Origin of the sequence: Pseudomonas chlororaphis subsp. chlororaphis, from assembly GCF_003945765.1 — a bacterium.
GTDB lineage: Bacteria > Pseudomonadota > Gammaproteobacteria > Pseudomonadales > Pseudomonadaceae > Aquipseudomonas > Aquipseudomonas chlororaphis.
Map to the genome: position 1 here is coordinate 4,522,975 of NZ_CP027712.1, position 17,865 is coordinate 4,540,839.

At 65.9% G+C, this 17,865-nt stretch carries 16 protein-coding genes and 2 pseudogenes; 12 read left to right on the plus strand and 6 right to left on the minus strand.

Features of this window, described 5'->3' with window-relative positions:
- Positions 1-3 precede the first annotated feature (3 nt).
- The 4 genes from C4K27_RS20385 to C4K27_RS20400 all read left to right on the plus strand — a co-directional run bounded on the left by C4K27_RS20385 (position 4) and on the right by C4K27_RS20400 (position 3,623).
- Positions 4-702 carry an ABC transporter permease gene (locus tag C4K27_RS20385; protein WP_007927258.1) on the plus strand — a complete coding sequence of 233 codons (699 nt, stop codon included), beginning with the start codon at positions 4-6 and terminating at the stop codon, positions 700-702.
- Between the two features lie 9 nt (positions 703-711).
- A complete protein-coding gene (locus tag C4K27_RS20390) occupies positions 712-1,824 on the plus strand; it encodes a succinylglutamate desuccinylase/aspartoacylase family protein (protein ID WP_053261907.1) in 1,113 nt (370 codons plus the stop codon).
- 18 nt (positions 1,825-1,842) lie between these two features.
- The gene (locus C4K27_RS20395; RefSeq protein WP_007927261.1) at positions 1,843-2,607 is read left to right on the plus strand and encodes an ABC transporter ATP-binding protein; all 765 of its coding nucleotides are present in this window, start codon (positions 1,843-1,845) and stop codon (positions 2,605-2,607) included.
- 107 nt (positions 2,608-2,714) lie between these two features.
- Positions 2,715-3,623 carry a MurR/RpiR family transcriptional regulator gene (locus tag C4K27_RS20400; RefSeq protein ID WP_053261908.1) on the plus strand — a complete coding sequence of 303 codons (909 nt, stop codon included), beginning with the start codon at positions 2,715-2,717 and terminating at the stop codon, positions 3,621-3,623.
- Positions 3,624-3,809: 186 nt separating this feature from the next.
- Here the strand turns inward: C4K27_RS20400 and C4K27_RS20405 are convergent, their stop codons facing one another.
- Positions 3,810-5,489, minus strand: coding sequence for a methyl-accepting chemotaxis protein CtpM (locus C4K27_RS20405; protein WP_053261909.1), 1,680 nt, complete (start codon positions 5,487-5,489; stop codon positions 3,810-3,812).
- 199 nt (positions 5,490-5,688) lie between these two features.
- Entirely contained in the window at positions 5,689-7,005 is a 1,317-nt protein-coding gene (locus tag C4K27_RS20410; RefSeq protein ID WP_162096424.1) for a Na+/H+ antiporter family protein, read from the minus strand.
- Between the two features lie 647 nt (positions 7,006-7,652).
- Between C4K27_RS20410 and C4K27_RS31775 the strand changes: the two are divergent.
- A pseudogene (locus C4K27_RS31775) lies at positions 7,653-8,723 on the plus strand (HAMP domain-containing protein); the annotation flags it as partial.
- Between the two features lie 342 nt (positions 8,724-9,065).
- A pseudogene (locus C4K27_RS31780) lies at positions 9,066-9,581 on the plus strand (methyl-accepting chemotaxis protein); the annotation flags it as partial.
- A 210-nt stretch (positions 9,582-9,791) separates the two neighbouring features.
- On the opposite strand, the gene C4K27_RS20420 reads toward C4K27_RS31780, so the two are convergent.
- From C4K27_RS20420 to C4K27_RS20435, 4 genes are read right to left on the minus strand one after another with little or no spacing between them, the layout of a single operon-like run.
- Positions 9,792-11,105, minus strand: a complete 1,314-nt coding sequence (locus tag C4K27_RS20420; protein WP_053261911.1) for a sensor histidine kinase — start codon at positions 11,103-11,105, stop codon at positions 9,792-9,794.
- Entirely contained in the window at positions 11,102-11,770 is a 669-nt protein-coding gene (locus C4K27_RS20425; RefSeq protein WP_053261912.1) for a response regulator transcription factor, read from the minus strand. The genes C4K27_RS20420 and C4K27_RS20425 overlap by 4 nt, the downstream gene beginning before the upstream one ends.
- Complete coding sequence (locus tag C4K27_RS20430) at positions 11,770-12,084, minus strand: PepSY domain-containing protein (protein WP_007930564.1); 315 nt, start codon at positions 12,082-12,084, stop codon at positions 11,770-11,772. The genes C4K27_RS20425 and C4K27_RS20430 overlap by 1 nt, the downstream gene beginning before the upstream one ends.
- Positions 12,084-12,392, minus strand: a complete 309-nt coding sequence (locus C4K27_RS20435) for a PepSY domain-containing protein (protein ID WP_007930566.1) — start codon at positions 12,390-12,392, stop codon at positions 12,084-12,086. Before C4K27_RS20435 ends, C4K27_RS20430 begins: the two co-directional genes overlap by 1 nt.
- A 160-nt stretch (positions 12,393-12,552) precedes the next feature.
- Here C4K27_RS20435 and C4K27_RS20440 point away from each other — a divergent pair, with 160 nt between their 5' ends.
- The 6 genes from C4K27_RS20440 (at position 12,553) to codB (ending at position 17,824) form a co-directional block, all read left to right on the plus strand.
- The gene (locus C4K27_RS20440) at positions 12,553-13,632 is read left to right on the plus strand and encodes a patatin-like phospholipase family protein (protein WP_053262093.1); all 1,080 of its coding nucleotides are present in this window, start codon (positions 12,553-12,555) and stop codon (positions 13,630-13,632) included.
- Positions 13,633-13,729: 97 nt separating this feature from the next.
- Positions 13,730-14,086: a 6-carboxytetrahydropterin synthase QueD gene (gene queD, locus C4K27_RS20445; protein ID WP_007930577.1), complete on the plus strand. Its 357-nt coding sequence runs from the start codon at positions 13,730-13,732 to the stop codon at positions 14,084-14,086.
- Between the two features lie 234 nt (positions 14,087-14,320).
- Positions 14,321-15,157 (plus strand): alpha/beta fold hydrolase, encoded by an 837-nt coding sequence (locus C4K27_RS20450; protein WP_053261913.1) that lies wholly within the window; start codon positions 14,321-14,323, stop codon positions 15,155-15,157.
- Positions 15,154-15,663, plus strand: a complete 510-nt coding sequence (locus C4K27_RS20455; protein ID WP_053261914.1) for a nucleoside 2-deoxyribosyltransferase — start codon at positions 15,154-15,156, stop codon at positions 15,661-15,663. Before C4K27_RS20450 ends, C4K27_RS20455 begins: the two co-directional genes overlap by 4 nt.
- Positions 15,664-15,700: 37 nt before the next feature.
- The gene (locus tag C4K27_RS20460) at positions 15,701-16,324 is read left to right on the plus strand and encodes an NUDIX hydrolase (protein ID WP_053261915.1); all 624 of its coding nucleotides are present in this window, start codon (positions 15,701-15,703) and stop codon (positions 16,322-16,324) included.
- 228 nt (positions 16,325-16,552) lie between these two features.
- Complete coding sequence (gene codB, locus C4K27_RS20465) at positions 16,553-17,824, plus strand: cytosine permease (protein WP_053261916.1); 1,272 nt, start codon at positions 16,553-16,555, stop codon at positions 17,822-17,824.
- Positions 17,825-17,865: the final 41 nt, after the last annotated feature.

Consider the following 17,865-nt stretch of genomic DNA (forward strand, 5'->3'; position numbering starts at 1 on the left):
CCCATGATTCTCGACTACCACCTGATCTGGGAGAACCTGCCGCTGTATTTCGGTGGCGTACTGGTGACCCTCAAAGTGCTGCTGATTTCCCTCGCCTGCGGCCTGTTGCTGGCGGTTCCATTGGCGCTGATGCGGGTGTCCCGCTCGCCGCTGATCAACTTCCCGGCGTGGCTCTACACCTACGTGATCCGCGGCACGCCGATGCTGGTGCAGCTGTTCCTGATCTACTACGGCCTGGCCCAGTTCGAAGCGGTACGCCAGAGCCTGCTCTGGCCTTACCTCTCCAGCGCCACCTTCTGTGCCTGCCTGGCCTTCGCGCTCAACACCGGCGCCTATAGCGCCGAACTGCTGGCCGGCAGCCTGAAGGCCACGGCCCACGGCGAGATCGAGGCCGCCAGGGCCATGGGCATGTCGCGCCTGACCCTGTACCGGCGCATTCTCCTGCCCTCGGCCTTGCGCCGGGCGCTGCCGCAGTACAGCAACGAAGTGCTGATGATGCTGCAAACCACCAGCCTGGCCTCCATCGTCACCCTCGTCGACATCACCGGCGCCGCGCGCACCGTCAGTTCGCGCTTCTACCTGCCGTTCGAGGCGTTCATCACCGCCGGGCTCATCTACCTGGTCCTGACTTTCATCCTGGTCCGCCTGTTCAAGCTCGCCGAGCGCCGCTGGCTGGCGTACCTGGCACCGCGCAAGCACTGAGGAGCTGTTATGGAACACATTCAATACCGCTTGCCCTGGAGCGCTTCGGGTACCGAACGCCAGCTGACGCTGTTTCGTTTCGGCAGCGGGCCGCGCAAGGCCTACATCCAGGCGTCCCTGCACGCCGACGAGCTGCCGGGCATGCGGGTGGCCGTCGAACTCAAGCGGCGCCTGCTCGAACTGGAAGAACAAGGCCGCCTGACGGGGGTGATAGAGCTGGTGCCGATGGCCAACCCGATCGGCATCGCCCAGATGTTCCAGGCCACCCACCAAGGCCGCTTCGAGTTCGGCAGCGGCAAGAACTTCAATCGCGATTTCCCGGAGCTGACCGAGGCCGTGACGCCGTTGCTGGAAGGCCGGCTGGGCGACGACGCCAGCGCCAACATCGCGCTGATCCGCCGCGCCCTGCTCGATGCCCTGGCGGACATGCCGGCGCCAGACTCGGAACTCGACGGCCTGCGCCGCCTGTTGTTGCAACATGCCTGCGATGCCGACGTGGTGCTGGACCTGCACTGCGACTTCGAGTCGGTGATGCTGCTGTACGCCATGCCGCAGAACTGGCCACACCTGCGCTCTCTGGCCGCGCGCCTGTACGCAGGGGTCGCCCTGCTGGCCGAGGCCGCGGGCGGCAGCGCCTTCGATGAAGCCTGCGCCATCCCCTGGCTACAGTTGGCCGAGCGCTTTCCGGCGGCCGATATTCCGCTGGCGTGCGTGGCCACTACCATCGAGTTGCGCGGCATGGCCGACACCGAGCGCGCGCCCTGCGCCGACAGCGCCCAGGCCATTCTCGGCTACCTCGCCGACCAGGGCCTGATCAGCGGCGGCTGGCCGACACCGCCACCGTGCCTCTGCGAAGCGACGCCCTTCGCCGGCGCGCAGTACGCCTATGCGCCGCACCCGGGGGTGGTGAGTTTTCTGCAACCCCTGGGGGCCCGGGTCAAGGTCGGCGACCCGCTGTTCGAGGTCATCGACCCGCTGACCGATCACCACAGCCTGGTGCGCGCCGAGACCAACGGCATCCTTTATGCCCGCGAGCGCCTGCGTTTTGCCCAACCCGGTCTGTGGCTGGCCAAGGTGGCCGGCAATACCCCCATCCGCCAGGGTCGCCTGCTCAGCGACTGACTCCAGAGAATCGCAACCATGTACAAACTTGAAATTCAGGACCTGCACAAAAGCTACGGCGCGCACCAGGTGCTCAAGGGTGTGTCCTTGCAGGCGAAAGCCGGCGACGTGATCAGCCTCATCGGCTCCAGCGGTTCCGGCAAAAGCACCTTCCTGCGCTGCATCAACCTGCTGGAGCAGCCCAGCGCAGGCAGCATCGTGCTCAATGGCGAACCCCTCGAACTGCGCGCCAGTAAACTCGGCAGCCTCAAGGCGGCCGACCCCAGGCAGTTGCAACGCATGCGTTCGCGGCTGTCGATGGTGTTCCAGCACTTCAACCTGTGGTCGCACATGAGCGCCCTGGAAAACGTCATGGAAGCACCGGTGCATGTGCTGGGCCTGAGCAAGCAGGAGGCCCGGGAAAAGGCCGGGCACTACCTGGACAAGGTCGGCGTGGCGCACCGCATGGACGCCTGGCCGGCCCATATGTCGGGCGGCGAGCAGCAGCGCGTGGCGATTGCCCGGGCGCTGGCCATGGAACCGGAAGTGATGCTGTTCGACGAGCCGACTTCGGCACTCGACCCGGAACTGGTCGGCGACGTGCTCAAGGTGATGCAGGACCTCGCCCAGGAAGGCCGGACCATGGTCGTGGTGACCCACGAAATGGGCTTTGCCCGCGAGGTTTCGAACCAGCTGGTATTCCTCCACCAGGGCCTGGTCGAAGAACGCGGCGAGCCGCGCGAAGTGCTGGCCAGGCCCCAGTCCGAACGCCTGCGGCAGTTCCTCGCCGGCAGCCTGAAATAACCCGACGCGGCGCCCCCTGGCCTGGCGCTGCGCGCCAGGGGGCGGCTTCGGATACACTCCGCCAACCTTGTGCCCCTCCTCCCATCCTCAGGACATGTGAGCCGGATATGCCGACCCCACTGAAAGACACCACGGTCTATGCCGCGCCGGTGATGCGCAAACTGGCACAAATCGTTGCCGACCTGCCGCCGTCGCTGCGCAAGGTCGCGGACTTTATCCTGCGCCATCCGTTGAAGGCCGCGACGCTGACCATCGAGGAGATGGCCCACGCAACCTCGACCTCGCCGGCGGCGGTCAACCGGCTGGCCAAGACCCTCGATCTCGGCGGCTACACCGGCATGAAGGCCGAGTTGGTGACGACGCTGCAGCAAATGGTCTCGCCGGTCGACAAGCTGCGCAACGAACTGGCCCATCGTCCCGGTGGCGCCTTCGGCCTGCACGAGCAGATCCAGAGCGCCAGCAGCAACCTCGCCATGGCGGCGACCAACAATCATGCCCAGACCTTCGACGCCTTCGTCACCAGCCTGGTCCAGGCGCGCAAGATCTACATCCTGGGCTTTGGCAACAGCGTCTACTTCGCCGGCCTCGCCGCCTCGACCCTGATGCCTTTCTGTGCCGACGCCACCGCCATCAGCATGGAGGGCGGCAACGAAAATGCCGCCTACCGCCTGGCCGCGATCACCGATCAGGACGTATTGCTGGCCATCTCCCTGCCGCGCTACTCCCTCGATACCCTGCAACTCGCCCGTTTCGCCAACGAACGCGGCGCCTCAGTGCTGGCCATCACCGACTCGCCTGCCTCGCCGCTGGCCAGCATTGCCGAACATGTGCTGTTCGCCCCCGCCGACCATCCGGTGATGACCAGCTCCAACATCGCGGTGCTGGCCCTGATCGAAGGCTTGGTGGCCGGGGTGATGGCGCGCAACAAGGAAGCGGTCAAGCTGGCGACCGAGCTGACCGAAAGCGTGATGTCCTACCTGCATATCCCGGGCAGCGGCAAACCGCGCAAGCCGTGAGGCGGTTTTTATCGGGCTACAGGGGCTGGCTCGATGTGAATGCCTGACAGCCCCTGTAGCCACTGCCGCAGGCTGCGATCGGCTCCGAAGGAGCCGTGCTCTTGAGATCGCAGGAAGGTCCTGCGGGTCGAGCGCGACCCCGGCCTATCGCAGCCTGCGGCAGCGGCTACAAGAGAGCCTCCAGCGTCAAATACGGAACTGCCCCACCAGCTTGCCCAGGCGCTGGCCGAGGTCGGCCAGGCTGCGTGAGGTCTGGGCGCCGAGCTGGGTTTCGTCGGCGACGCTGTCCACCGCCACCGCGATCTGGTGCACGCTGCGGTTGATCTCCTCGGCCACCGCGGTCTGTTCTTCCGCGGCGCTGGCGATCTGCGCGTTCATCGAGTTGATGGTGCCGATCAGTTGCGCCATGGCATCCAGCGAAGCCCCCGCCTCGTTGGCCTGGTGCGAGGTGCCGTCGCCGGCATCGCTGGAGCGGCGCATGGCCTCCACGGCGGTGCGCGTGCCCTGTTGCAGGCGGTCGATCATGCCCTGGATTTCCTGGGTGCTCTGCTGGGTGCGGCTGGCCAGCGCCCTGACCTCGTCGGCCACCACCGCGAAGCCACGCCCGGCCTCACCGGCCCGCGCCGCTTCGATGGCGGCGTTGAGGGCCAGCAGATTGGTCTGCTCGGCAATGGAACGGATCACGTCGAGCACGCTGACAATCGACGCTACGTCCTTCTGCAGGCTGTCCAGGGAGGTGCCGCTGCTGCGGATATCGCTGACCAGCGCGTGAATCTGCTGGATGCTGCCATCCACCACGCGCTTGGCCGCCTGGCCTTCCTCGTCGGTCTGCTGCGCCGCCACGGCCGCGCCCTGGGCACTGCGCGCCACTTCCTGGGCCGCCGACGACATTTGATTGATCGCCGTGGCCACCTGATCGGTCTCGTGACGCTGGCGCTCCATGGCCTGCTCGGAACGCTGGGCCTGTTCGGACACCTGGGTCACCAGGCCGGTCAGTTGGCCGGTCATCTCGGTGATCTGCCGCACCAGGCCGTGGATCTTGTCGACGAAACGGTTGAAGGAACTGGCCAGGTCGCCCAGCTCGTCCTGGCTGGTGATGGCCAGGCGGCGGGTCAGGTCGCCTTCGCCGGCGGCGATATCGTCGAGGTTGAGCTTCATCAGGTTCAGCGGCCGCAGGATGGTATTGGCCACCAGCAGGCCGATGGCGGCGATCACCAGCAGCACCACCACGGCGATGCCGATGATGCTCAGGACCATGCCCCGCATGCGCTGGTTGACGCTGGCCTCGACCTCGGCCACCTGGGCGTCGATACCGTCCAGGTTCACCGAGGAGCCGACAATCAGGTCCCACTTGGGCAGGTATTCGGTGTACCCCAGTTTCGGCACCAGCACGTCGCTGCCCGGCTGGGTCGAGCTGTACTGCACATAGTGCGTGCCGTCCTTGCCGACCTTGACCAGCTCGCGGTTGACGTACACGCCGTTGGGGTCGCGGTTGTCCTTGAAGCTCTTGCCGACGCCGTCCGGGCTGTTGCCCTTGAACAGGCGCACCGTCTCGGAGTCGTAGCCGAAGAAGTAACCGTCCTTGCCGTAGGTGATGTTCGACAGCAGCTTCACCACCTCGGCGCGGGCAGCGGTATCGCCGGGCGCCGCCGTGTCGTAGAGCGGCTTGACGGTGCTCAGGGCCACCTCCACATAGCTTTGCAGCGTGGTCTTGGCCTCGCCGAGCAGGCGCTGCCGGGTCTCGTCCACCTCGTTCTGCGCCTGCTCCCTGAGCATGACGACCGTGGTCAGGCTGATCACCAGCGCAAACAACAGGACCGGGAGGACCGCGAGGGACAGGACTTTGCCCTTCAGACTTAAGCGCATAGGAGGTTCACTCTTGATGTTGTTGGCGTGATACAGCCTTAACGGCACGCCGCCACAAAAGTTGAGCCCCGCAGGATGAAGAGCGGAATCTGCGGATACGCAGCGTCCTGGAGATTTTTCGCGAGCAAGCTTCACGCTTCTGTAAGAGCGAAGCTTGCTCGCGAAAGGAACAACGCGGTGCAACTGAACCCCCGCGGGCTCAGAGCACCATGGCGGCCACCCAGCCGAACGCCAGCAGCGGCAGGTTGTAGTGCAGGAAGGTCGGGACCACGGTGTCCCAGATGTGGTGGTGCTGGCCGTCGATGTTCAGGCCGGAGGTCGGGCCCAGGGTCGAGTCCGAGGCTGGCGAGCCGGCGTCGCCCAATGCGCCGGCGGTGCCGACGATGCAGACGATGGCCAGCGGGCTGAAGCCCAGCTGCACGCACAGCGGCACGAAGATGGTCGCCAGGATCGGCACGGTGGAGAACGACGAGCCGATGCCCATGGTCACCAGCAGCCCCACCAGCAGCATCAGCAAGGCGCCCACGCCCTTGCTGTGGCCGATCCAGCTGGCCGAGGACTCCACCAGGCTCTTCACCTCGCCGGTGGCCTTCATCACTTCGGCGAAACCGGCGGCGGCGATCATGATGAAGCCGATCATCGCCATCATCTTCATGCCTTCGGTGAACAGGTCGTCGGTCTCGCGCCAGCGCACGATGCCCGACACCGAGAAGATCAGGAAGCCGGACAACGCGCCGATAATCATCGAGTCCAGCAACAGCTGGATGACAAAGGCCGCGACAATCGCCAGGCCCGCCACCAGCAGCGTGCGCGGGTTGTATTGCACCGTCACCTGCTCGACTTTCTCGATCAGCTCCAGGTCATACACACGCTTCTTGCGGTAGCTGACAAAGGCCAGTAGCAGGCCGAAGACCATGCCCAGGGCCGGAATGCCCATGGCATGGGTGACATTGATATTGCTGATGTCCACGCCACTGCGGGCGACGTTGGCCAGCAGGATCTCGTTGAGGAAGATGTTGCCGAACCCCACCGGCAGGAACATGTACGGGGTGATCAGGCCGAAGGTGATGACGCAGGCGATCAACCGTCGGTCCAGCTGCAGTTTGCTCAGCACATACAACAGCGGCGGCACCAGCAGCGGGATGAAAGCGATATGGATCGGCAGGATGTTCTGCGAGGCGATCGCCACCACCCACAACAGGCCGATCAGCAGCCATTTGACGTTGCCGCCGCCGTTGGCGTCCTGGCGGTCCACCAGCAGCAGGATCTTGTCCGCCAGGGCGTGGGCCAGGCCGGACTTGGCGATCGCCACCGCAAAGGCGCCGAGCAAGGCGTAGGACAGGGCCACCGTCGCCCCGCCGCCGAGGCCATTATTGAAAGCCTTGAGGGTCGCCTCGATGCCCAGGCCACCGGTCAGCCCTCCCACCAGCGCGCCTACGATCAGCGCGATCACCACATGCACGCGGGACAGGCTGAGGACCAGCATGACGCCAACCGCCGCAATTACTGCATTAATCATCGTTACCTCATGGCACTGCGGCAGGAAAACGCCGCAAAAGGAATGAGTCCGGCCAGAGGGCAACCATTGCCGACGCCGGATTGAAAAAGGAGGGTCTTATTAGAGGGCGCGCACTTTGCAGCAGCGGGCAACGCTTGTCAAAACCGGCGGGCACTCGCTGCCCGACCGACTACCGCCTGCGCCGGCAGCTCCGCCGTCACTTGTAGCCGCTGGCGCAGCCTGCGATCGGCCGCGCAGCGGACGCCGGGTCTGAGGATCGAGTCTTCCAGGCCAGTCGCATTGCGTGCCTTTGCGAGTGCTGCGCACTCGATCGCAGCCTGCGGCAGCGGCTACAGGGAGCGGCATTCGAACGAGCGTTTAAAGAAGGCCGTTCTGCGGCCGATACGCTGCAAAGTCTCAAATAAATATCGAATAAGGACGTCTCCATGTCGCTCAGACAACTTTCCATCCAGTGGAAAATCACCCTGCTCGCCGGCCTCTGCCTGGCCGCTGTAGTGACCCTGCTGGTGGGGCTTTCGCTGTACCGCATGGAGCACAGCTCCGCCCTGGTGAAGGCCTCGAGCATGGAGATGCTCAACGAAGCCGCCCAGGCCCGCATCGAGGCCCAGGGCGAGGTCCAGGCGCTGGGCATCCGCCAGCAATTCATGGACGCCTATCAATACGGCCACGGCTTCTCGCGCCAGGTGCTGTTCCTGCGCGAGCAGGCCGAGAAGCGCTTCCTCGATGCCTTCGACCTGCGCGAGGACCTGACCCGCCAGGTGAAGTCGGCGTTGCAGGCCAACCCCGACCTGCTCGGCCTGTCGCTGGTGTTCGAAGCCAACGCGCTGGACGGCAAGGACGAGCTCTTCAGCGGCCAGAGCGAACTGGGCAGCAACGACAAGGGCCGCTTCGCCCTCTACTGGTCGCAGCCGACCCCGGGCAAGCTGACCTCCATGGCGCTGCCGGAAAGCGACATGAGCGACACCACCACCGGCCCCAGCGGCCAGCCGGCCAACGCCTGGTTCACCTGCCCGCGCAATACCCTCAAGCCTTGTGTGATCGAGCCCTACTTCTATGTGATCGACGGCCAGAACGTGCTGATGACCAGCATCGTGTTCCCGCTGCTGGTGAACGGCAAAGTCATCGCCTCGCTGTCGGTGGACATCAACCTCAACAGCCTGCAATCGGTCAGCCAGCAAGCGAGCAAAGAGCTCTACGACGGCCAGACCATGGTCAGCATCATCAGCCCGGTCGGCCTGCTCGCCGGCTACAGCGCCGACGCCAGCAAGCTCAGCCAGCGCCTGGACCAACTGGACAAAACCAACGGTGGCGAACTGATCCGCCTGCTGTCGGCCAGCACCCAGACCCAGAGCCTGCACAACGACAACGCCCTGAAAGTGCTCGCGCCCTTCACCCCGATTCCCGACGGCAAGCCCTGGGGCGTGCTGCTGCAAGTGCCGGAGCGGGTCCTGGTGGGCCCGGCCGAAGCCCTGAAGAACCAACTGGACCAGAGCAACCAGACTGGCACCCTGGTCGAACTGGGCCTGGGCCTAATGGCCGCGGTGCTCGGCCTGCTATTGGTGTGGCTGATGGCGCGCAGCGTGACCCGGCCGATCCTCGGCGTGGCGCACATGCTGGAAGACATCGCCAGCGGCGAAGGCGACCTGACCCGGCGCCTGGCCTACGACAAGAAAGACGAACTGGGCCAGCTGGCCGGCTGGTTCAACCGCTTCCTCGACAAGCTGCAACCGATCATCGCCGAGGTGAAACGCTCGGTGCAGGACGCCCGCGGCACCGCCGACCAGTCCTCGGCCATCGCCACCCAGACCAGCGCCGGCATGGAGCAGCAGTATCGCCAGGTCGACCAGGTGGCCACCGCGTCCCATGAGATGAGCGCCACCGCCCAGGACGTCGCCCGCAGCGCGGCCCAGGCCGCGCAGGCCGCCCGCGATGCCGACCAGGCCACGCGCCAGGGCCTGAGCGTGATCGACCGCACCACCGCGAGCATCGATCACCTGGCGGCCGATATGAGCACCGCCATGACCCAGGTCGAAGGCTTGGCCGCCAACAGTGAAAAGATCGGTACGGTGCTGGAAGTGATTCGCGCCATCGCCGAGCAGACCAACCTGCTGGCCCTCAACGCCGCCATCGAGGCCGCCCGCGCCGGCGAGGCCGGGCGTGGCTTCGCGGTGGTCGCCGACGAAGTGCGCAACCTCGCCCGGCGCACCCAGGAATCGGTGGAGGAAACCCGCCAGGTCATCGAGGAGCTGCAAAGCGGCACCCAGGAAGTGGTCGGTTCGATGGGCAACAGCCATCGCCAGGCCCAGGGCAGCGTCGAGCAGGTCGGCCAGGCGGTCACCGCCCTGCGGCAGATCGGCGACGCGGTGACGGTGATCAGTGACATGAACCTGCAGATCGCCAGCGCCGCCGAAGAGCAAAGCGCGGTGGCCGAGGAGATCAACAACAACGTGGCGACCATCCGCGACGTCACCGAATCGCTGTCGGAGCAGGCCAACGAATCGGCGCGGGTCAGCCAGTCGCTGAACAGCCTGGCCAACCAGCAGCAGAGCCTGATGGACCAGTTCCGGGTCTGACCTCCCCTTTCAAAAACGCCTCGGTGTAGCCGCTGCCGAGGCACGAGGCTGCGATCGGCTGCGCAGCAGTCGTAGACCCGGCGACTCGGTCGATCAGATACACCGCAGGCATAGGGTTGGCGGGCGCTTCGTCGGAATGCCGCCCAACCCGATCGCAGCCTCGTGCCTCGGCAGCGGCTACAGGGATTCAGGGATTCAGCACCGGCAATATCAGCGCCCAGGCAACTCGATCAACACCCGCAGCCCGCCCTGCGGGCTTTCCAGCAAGCGCAGCACCCCGCCCCAGCTTTCGACTATGTCGCGCACGATGCCCAGGCCCAGGCCGTGGCCGTCGGTCTGTTCGTCCAGGCGCGTGCCACGGCTGAACACCTGGCTGCGCTGCTCCTCGGGAATCCCCGGCCCGTCGTCGTCCACCGCCAGGCCATAACCCTCGGCGGTCTGCCACACGCTCAGCGCCACTTCGGCATCGGCCCACTTGCAGGCGTTATCCAGCAGGTTGCCCAGCAGTTCCAGCAGGTCTTCCCGGTCCCAGGGCAGTTGCAGACCGGGGGCTGCCTGATAGCTCAGGTCCAGGTGCTCGCCATGGATCATGCTCAGGGTCGCCAGCAGCCCCGGCAGCTCGGCGTCGCAATCGAACAGCGCGCCGGGCAACGCATCGCCGGCCAGGCGCGCGCGGTTCAACTCGCGGTTGAGCCGCTGCTGCACCTGCTCCAGCTGCTCCTCGAGCAACTGGCGCAGCTCCGGGTGTGCCTGCAGCTTGGGGTTGGACGCCAGGCTCAGCAGCACCGCCAGCGGGGTCTTCAGCGCGTGCCCGAGGTTGCCCAGGGCATTGCGCGAACGCTTCAGGCTGTCTTCGGTATGGGCCAGCAAATGGTTGATCTGCGCCACCAGCGGTTCCAGCTCCAGCGGCACCTGTTCGTCCAGTTGCGAACGCTGGCCGCGCTGCAATTGGGCGATCTGCTCGCGGGCCTGCTCCAGCGGGCGCAAGGCGCGGCGCACGGTGACCCGCTGCAGGATCAGGATCAGCAGCAGGCCGGCCAGGCCCAGGCCCAGGCCCACCTGTTGCATGCGCAGGAAGCTCTCACGCACCGGGGTGTAGTCCTGGGCCACGCTGATGGAAATCGACTGCCCGAGGCGCCGGTAATCGGTGCGCAGCACCAGCAGGCGCTGGCCTTCCGGTCCCAGTTGCAGGTTGCTGTGCAGACCGGTCTGTGCCAGTGCAGGCAGATCCTGGTCCCACAGTGAGCGAGAGCGCCAGTGCACGTCATCGAAGTCGATACGGAAGTAATGCCCGGAAAACGGCCGCTGATAAGCCGGCGACAACCGTCGCTCGTCCAGCTGCAAACCCTGGGGGCCCCGGACCAGTGCTACCAGCAGGCTTTCGCTGTCGTTGCGCAGGCCGGCTTCCAGGTAGCGTTGCAAGCCCATCTCGAACAGCCACAGGCTGGTCTGCGCCAGCACCAGGCCGACAATCACCATCACGCTGATCAGGCCCAGGCTCAGGCGGCGCTGGATCGACCTCACCGGGCGTTCCCGCCAAACAGGTAGCCCTGGCCGCGGCGGGTTTCGATCACGCTGCGCCCAAGCTTGCGCCGCAGGTGGTTGACGTGGACTTCCAGCACGTTGGAATCGCGCTCGGTCTCACCGTCGTAGAGGTGTTCGGCCAAATGGCTTTTCGAAAGGATCTGCTCCGGGTGCAGCATAAAGTAGCGCAGCAGGCGGAATTCGGCGGCGGTCAGCTGGATGTCCACGCCGTCGCGCAGCACGCACTGGCGGCCCTCGTCGAGGTGCAGCCCGGCGGCCTGCAATGTCGGTTGGTTGGCCTGACCGTGGGAACGGCGCAGCAGCGCCTGGATGCGCAGGTGCAATTCTTCCGGGTGGAAGGGTTTGGTCAGGTAGTCGTCGGCACCGGCCTTCAGGCCTTCGATGCGCTCGGCCCAGGACCCGCGGGCGGTGAGGATCAGCACCGGGGTTGCCAGGCCGCCGGCGCGCCATTTGGCCAGCACTTCCAGGCCCGGCACCCCGGGCAGGCCGAGGTCGAGCACGATCAGGTCGTAGGGCTCGCTGGTGCCCTGATACAGCGCGTCACGGCCGTCGGCCAGCCAGTCCACGGCGTAGCCCTGACGGTTGAGCCCGGCCAGCAGTTCGTCGGCCAGGGAGACGTGGTCTTCCACCAGGAGCAGGCGCATCAGTCATCTTCCTTGTCTTTCAGTAAGCGGCCGGTGGTGGCCTCCAGGTCCAGCTCGCGGACCACGCCCTCGGCGGTCAGCAGCTCGACTTCATAGATGTAGACGTCGTGTTTTTCTTCCAGCTCGGCTTCCAGCAACTTGGCTCCGGGGTAACGGTCCAGGGCCTGCTGCAGCAATTGCTCCAGCGGCAGGATCACCCCTTGCTGGCGCAGGCGCAGGGCTTCGTCCTGGTCCAGGTCGCGGGCCAGCGCCACCGAGCAAAAAGCCAGAAGCGCCAGGGCCACCCTGCTGCCGGCGCGTAGATTCACCTTCATTACGTATCCTGATGATCCTTGAGCACCTGGCCGCTCACTGCGTCCAATTCCAGGTCCCACTCAACCCCTTGAGGGTCGCGCATCTCGATCTGGTAGATGTACTTGCCGTACTCCTCTTCCAGCTCGGTTTCGGTGATGGTCGCGCCCGGGTGCTTGGCCAATGCCGTGGCATTGAGTTTTTCAAAGGACACAATGGTACCAGCGTCGCGCAGTCTCAGGGCCTCGTCGGGCCCCAGGTCGCGGGCATGGGCCAGGCTGGCGGTCATGCCGATGAGGGTCGCGGTGAACAGGGCAGTCAGGGTTTTCATGGGGTGTCTCCGGTTTTCTCGTTATGTGTTGCTACGGGGCTCACGATAGCCGGTCGAACTTAATTGAAACTGAATGGCCATCATCGGCGCCGCGCAGGTTTCATTCGGCGCCGCGGGCCCGAGCTTTTATACTCGGCTGTCGCTCGAGATTGAGGCCGGTATGACCGCTATCCACATCAAGTTCCCTGCCCTGACTCTCAAGGCCGGCCCACGCGCCCTGGCGCGCATTCGCGCCAACGGCCTGAGCGCGGCCGAGGTCGGCACCCTGCCCGGCGCTGCCGGCGGGCCGAAAGCCCTGGGCATCCAGGGGCTGGACCTGGCGCTGTTCGGCGAATGGCTGCCAGCGGCGCCACGGAAACGTTCGCTGATTGGCGCCTCGGTGGGTTCCTGGCGCTTCGCCAGCGCCTGCCTGCCGGACGCCGCCGAAGGCATCCGGCGCCTGGGCCAGCTGTACAACGCCCAGAGCTTTGCCAAGGGCGTGACCATGGCGCAGATCAGCCAGAGCTCGCAGCGCATGCTGCACGAGCTGCTCGACGGCCGCGACGCGAGCATTCTCGACAACCCGCACTACCGGCTGAACATCATGGTGGTGAAAAGCCACGGCCTGCTCGCCGACGACCATCGCGGTCGGCTGGGCCTGGGGCTGTCCTCGGTGATCGCCGACAACCTGCGTGGTCGCGCGCGCCTGGCGCGGCACTTCGAACGCCTGGTGCTGCATGACCCGCGCCTGGCGCCGCCGCTGCATGCCCTCGAAGACTTCCCCTCGCGCTTCGTGCCGCTGGACACCGGCAACCTGCGCCAGGCCCTGCTGGCCTCGGGTTCAATCCCGATGGTCATGCAAGGCGTGCGCGACCTGCCCGGGGCCGGGGCCGGCACCTTCCGCGACGGCGGCCTGCTGGACTACCACCTCGACCTGCCCTACAGCGGCGAGGATATCGTGCTCTACCCGCACTTCACCGATCGGGTGATTCCCGGCTGGTTCGACAAGACCCTGCCCTGGCGCCGCGGCAACCCGGGCCGTTTGCAGGACGTATTACTGCTGGCACCGTCGAAGGAATACCTGGCGCGCCTGCCCTACGGCAAACTGCCGGACCGCAACGACTTCAAGCGCTTCATGGGCGACGACGCCAGCCGCCAGAAATACTGGCGCAGCGCGATGGACGAAAGCCGGCGCCTGGGCGACGAGTTCCTCGAGCTGGCCGCAGGTGGTCGTCTCGGCGAACGGCTATTGACCCTTTAGTCAGTGTTTTCCCGCAACCGTATAACCAAGCTGGTAAACTCGCCGCCTGCCTTACATCGCCCGCGGCGATAGCCACCTGACCGAGCTGACCAACACTGTGGAAATCTTCAAAGAATTTACCTTCGAATCCGCCCACCGCCTGCCCCATGTGCCTGCAGGCCACAAGTGCGGGCGCCTGCACGGCCACTCGTTCAAGGTAGCCATCCACCTGAGCGGCGACCTCGATCCGCACACCGGCTGGATTCGCGACTTCTCCGAGATCAAGGAGATCTTCAAGCCGCTCTACGAGCGCCTGGACCACAACTACCTGAACGACATCCCCGGCCTGGAAAACCCCACCAGCGAAGTGCTGGCCAAGTGGATCTGGAACGAGCTCAAACCCCTGCTGCCGGAGCTGAGTGCGATCCGCATTCACGAGACCTGCACCAGCGGCTGCATCTATCGCGGCGAATAAACCGTCGTCCACCTGAAAAAAACCACCGCCCGCGGTGGTTTTTTTATGCCTATGCTTGCCCGCTCGGCCCTCGGCTCATAGCCACATCCGGCTTTACACCAACCCAGCCATGAGCGAAAACATCGCCTGTGCTCGCGCCGCGCTGACACCGAGACTCAGCGCGCCGAGAAGCATGGGCTGCGCCGGGCCTGCATGAGCAAGGCGCCGGACCGATCACCCACAGAGGACCACAACATGAGTGACTGGCCGCTGGATCGAACCTACAGCTTCAACGGACAAAAGGTGCGCTACGCCATTCAGGGTGACGGGCCGCCGCTGGTGTTCGTGCATGGCACGCCGTTTTCTTCCTACGTCTGGCACCGCATCGCCCCGCATTTCAGCGCCAGCCACCGGGTGCACTATTTCGACCTGCTGGGCTACGGCCAATCGGAACAGGCCGCCGGCCAGGATGTGTCCCTCGGCGTGCAGAACCAGCTGCTGGCCGAACTGCTGGAGCACTGGGGCCTGGAGCGCCCGGACGTGGTGGCCCACGACTTCGGTGGCGCCACCGCCCTGCGCACCCACCTGCTCAACGGCAAGGACTATCGCAGCCTGACCCTGCTCGACCCGGTGGCGCTGTCGCCCTGGGGTTCGCCGTTCGTGCAGCACGTGCGCCAGCATGAACAGGCCTTCAGCGGGGTGCCGGACTATATCCAGCGCGCCATAGTCCCGGCCTACATTCGTGGGGCAATCCAGCGCGAGATCCCCGACCGGGAACTGGCGCCCTATGTCCAGCCCTGGCTTGGCGCCAGCGGCCAGGCCGCCTTCTACCGGCAGATCGCGCAAATGGACGAGCGCTATACCGCGGAGGTGGCCGGGCTTTATCCCGGCATTCGCTGCCCGACCCAGATCCTCTGGGGCGAGGACGATCAGTGGATCCCCATCGAACGCGGGCGCCAGTTGCACCGGCTGATCCCCGGCTCGCGGTTCCAGGCGGTGCCCAACGCCGGCCACCTGCTGCAGGAAGACGCCCCGGAAGCCATCATCGCCGCGCTGCTGCGCTTTCTGCCCGAGGCCGGGAGCCAGGCATGAGCCCACGTATCTACCTCGCCGGCTTCGATCTGTTTCGCCGCGATGCCATCGCCCGCGGCGAATACCTCAAGCACCTGTGCCAGGCCCAGGGCCTGCAAGGCCTCTACCCCTTCGACCAGCAGGTGCCGGCCCAGCCGACGCCGGAGCAGACCGCCCAATTGATCTGCCAGCAGAACATGCAGATGATCCGCGACTGCGACGCGGTGCTGGCCAACCTCAACGACTTTCGCGGCCTGGAGCCGGACTCCGGCACCGCCTTCGAGGTGGGCATGGCCATCGCCCTGGGCAAACCGGTGTGGGCCTGGTTCGAGGCGCCCGCGACCCTGCGCGAACAAGTCTCCCATGACGCCGACGGCCGCGACGCCGAAGGTTTCCTGGTGGAGGACTTCCACCTGCCGCGCAACCTGATGCTGGCCTGCACCTGGGCCGGCCACAGCCGCAGCGCCGAAGAAGCCCTGCCGCGCCTGGCCGCCTACCTCGCCCAGCAACCGCCGCTCCGACAGTGACGGATTTGGCCCCAGCGATTACCTGAGGACACGCACCATGGAAAACACCTGGCTCACCCACGCCAAACGCTTGCAGGCCTTGGCCTCCACCGGGCTGCATTTTTGCAAGGACCCGTTCGACCGCGAGCGTTACCAGGAAGTCGCCGACATCGCCCACAGCATGCTCGCGCAACTGGCCGACGTGCCCCTGGAACGCATCGCCGGCCTGGTGTCGGACTTCGCCAAACGCTACTCGACACCCCTAGTGGATGTGCGCGGCGCCTTGATCGAAGACCAGCGCATCCTCCTGGTCCGCGAACAGACCGACGGCCGCTGGGCCATGCCCGGCGGGTATGCCGACATCGGCCTGTCGGCCGCCGAAAACATCGTCAAGGAGATCCACGAAGAGGCCGGGCTCAGCGTCTCGGCCCGCGCCCTCTACAGCGTCCGGCACAAGGCCAAGGGCCCCTTCACTCCCGACACCCGGGATTTCTACAAGCTGTATTTTCTCTGCGAGCGCAGTGAGCGCAGCGCCCCGGTGGCCGGCTCGGAAGTCAGCGACGCCGGGTTCTTCGCCCTCGACGCCCTGCCCGAACTGTCCCGCGGCCGCACCGTGGAAAGCGATATCGAAGCCGCCTTTGCCTTCCACCGCGGCGAAACCCGCCTGACCCTGTTCGATTGATCGGGCGTCCGTGATCCAATTTGTCTCACCGGCGCACCGCTTTCGCGCCTGAGCCGGCCAATCGGCCGCGCCGGAAAGCAAAAATCCCCTGTTTGTCTATAAATCTCCTGCAGGTTGCACAACGCCAGCCGGGCGCCCCTGACCCTGGGGGCGTTGGCACGGCGACTGCAGCAGATGCCTGCGTCGCTTACGCACCAGGCCACGCCTGGGCCAATCAGGGGAAGGCACATGACGCAGAACGATCCAGGCAACGACTACCCGCTCAGCGAAGTGCCGATGCACGCGCGCAAGGGCCTGGCCTCCACGGCCATGGTGCTGCTGGGCTTCACCTTTTTCACCGCCACCATGTTCGCCGGCGGCAAGCTCGGCGTGGCCTTCAGCTTTGGCCAGATGCTCGGGGTGATCGTCCTCGGCAATCTGCTGCTGGGCCTGTACGCGGCAGGCCTGGGCTATATCGCCTTCAAGAGCGGCCTGAACTCGGTGCTGATGGGGCGCTTCTGTTTCGGCGAGGTGGGCAGCAAGCTCAGCGACCTGATCCTCGGCTTCACCCAGATCGGCTGGTACGCCTGGGGCACCGCCACCGCCGCGGTGGTGCTGGGCAAGTATTTCGAGTTGGGCCAGGACACTGTGCTGGGGCTGATGGTGCTGTTCGGCCTGATGTTCTGCGCCACCGCCTACGTCGGTTATCGCGGGCTGGAAATCCTCTCCTGGATCGCGGTGCCGGCCATGGCCCTGCTGCTGTTGCTGTCGATGTGGGTGGCCACGGTCAAGGTCGGCGGCCTCGATGGGTTGCTGGCCGTGGTGCCGAGCGCCAGCCTCGACCTGTCCACGGCCATCACCCTGGTGTTCGGTACCTTCGTCAGCGGCGCCACCCAGGCCACCAACTGGACGCGCTTTTCCCGCTCGGCCAGGGTCGCGGTGCTGGCCAGCCTGATCGGCTTCTTCATCGGCAACGGCCTGATGGTGCTGATCGGGGCCTACGGCGCCATCGTCTACCAGCAGCCGGACGTGGTCGAAGTGCTGCTGTTGCAGGGCTTCGCCATGGCCGCCATGGCCATGCTCCTGCTGAACATCTGGAGCACCCAGGACAACACCATCTACAACTTCGCCGTCGCCGGCTGCAACCTGCTGCGCACTGGCCGACGCAAGACCGTGACCCTGGCCGGGGCGGTGATCGGCACCCTGCTGGCGCTGCTGGGCATGTACGACATGCTGGTGCCCTACCTGATTCTGCTGGGCACGGTGATCCCGCCGATTGGCGGGGTGATCATGGCCGACTTCTTCTATCGCTACCGCGGCCAGTACCCGCGCCTGGCCGACAGCAAATTGCCGGCGTTCAACTGGGCCGGCCTGGGCGCCTATGCCATCGGCACCGTGGCGGCCTTCGGCTCGCCCTGGGTCGCGCCACTGGTAGGCATCGCGGCCGCCGCCCTGAGCTACATGCTGCTGAGCAGCCTGCTCGGCGCACGCGCCACCACCGCCGCGGACATCCAGGCATGAGCCCGGGCCACGCGACGTTGCGGCCGCCGGCCCGAGCGCCG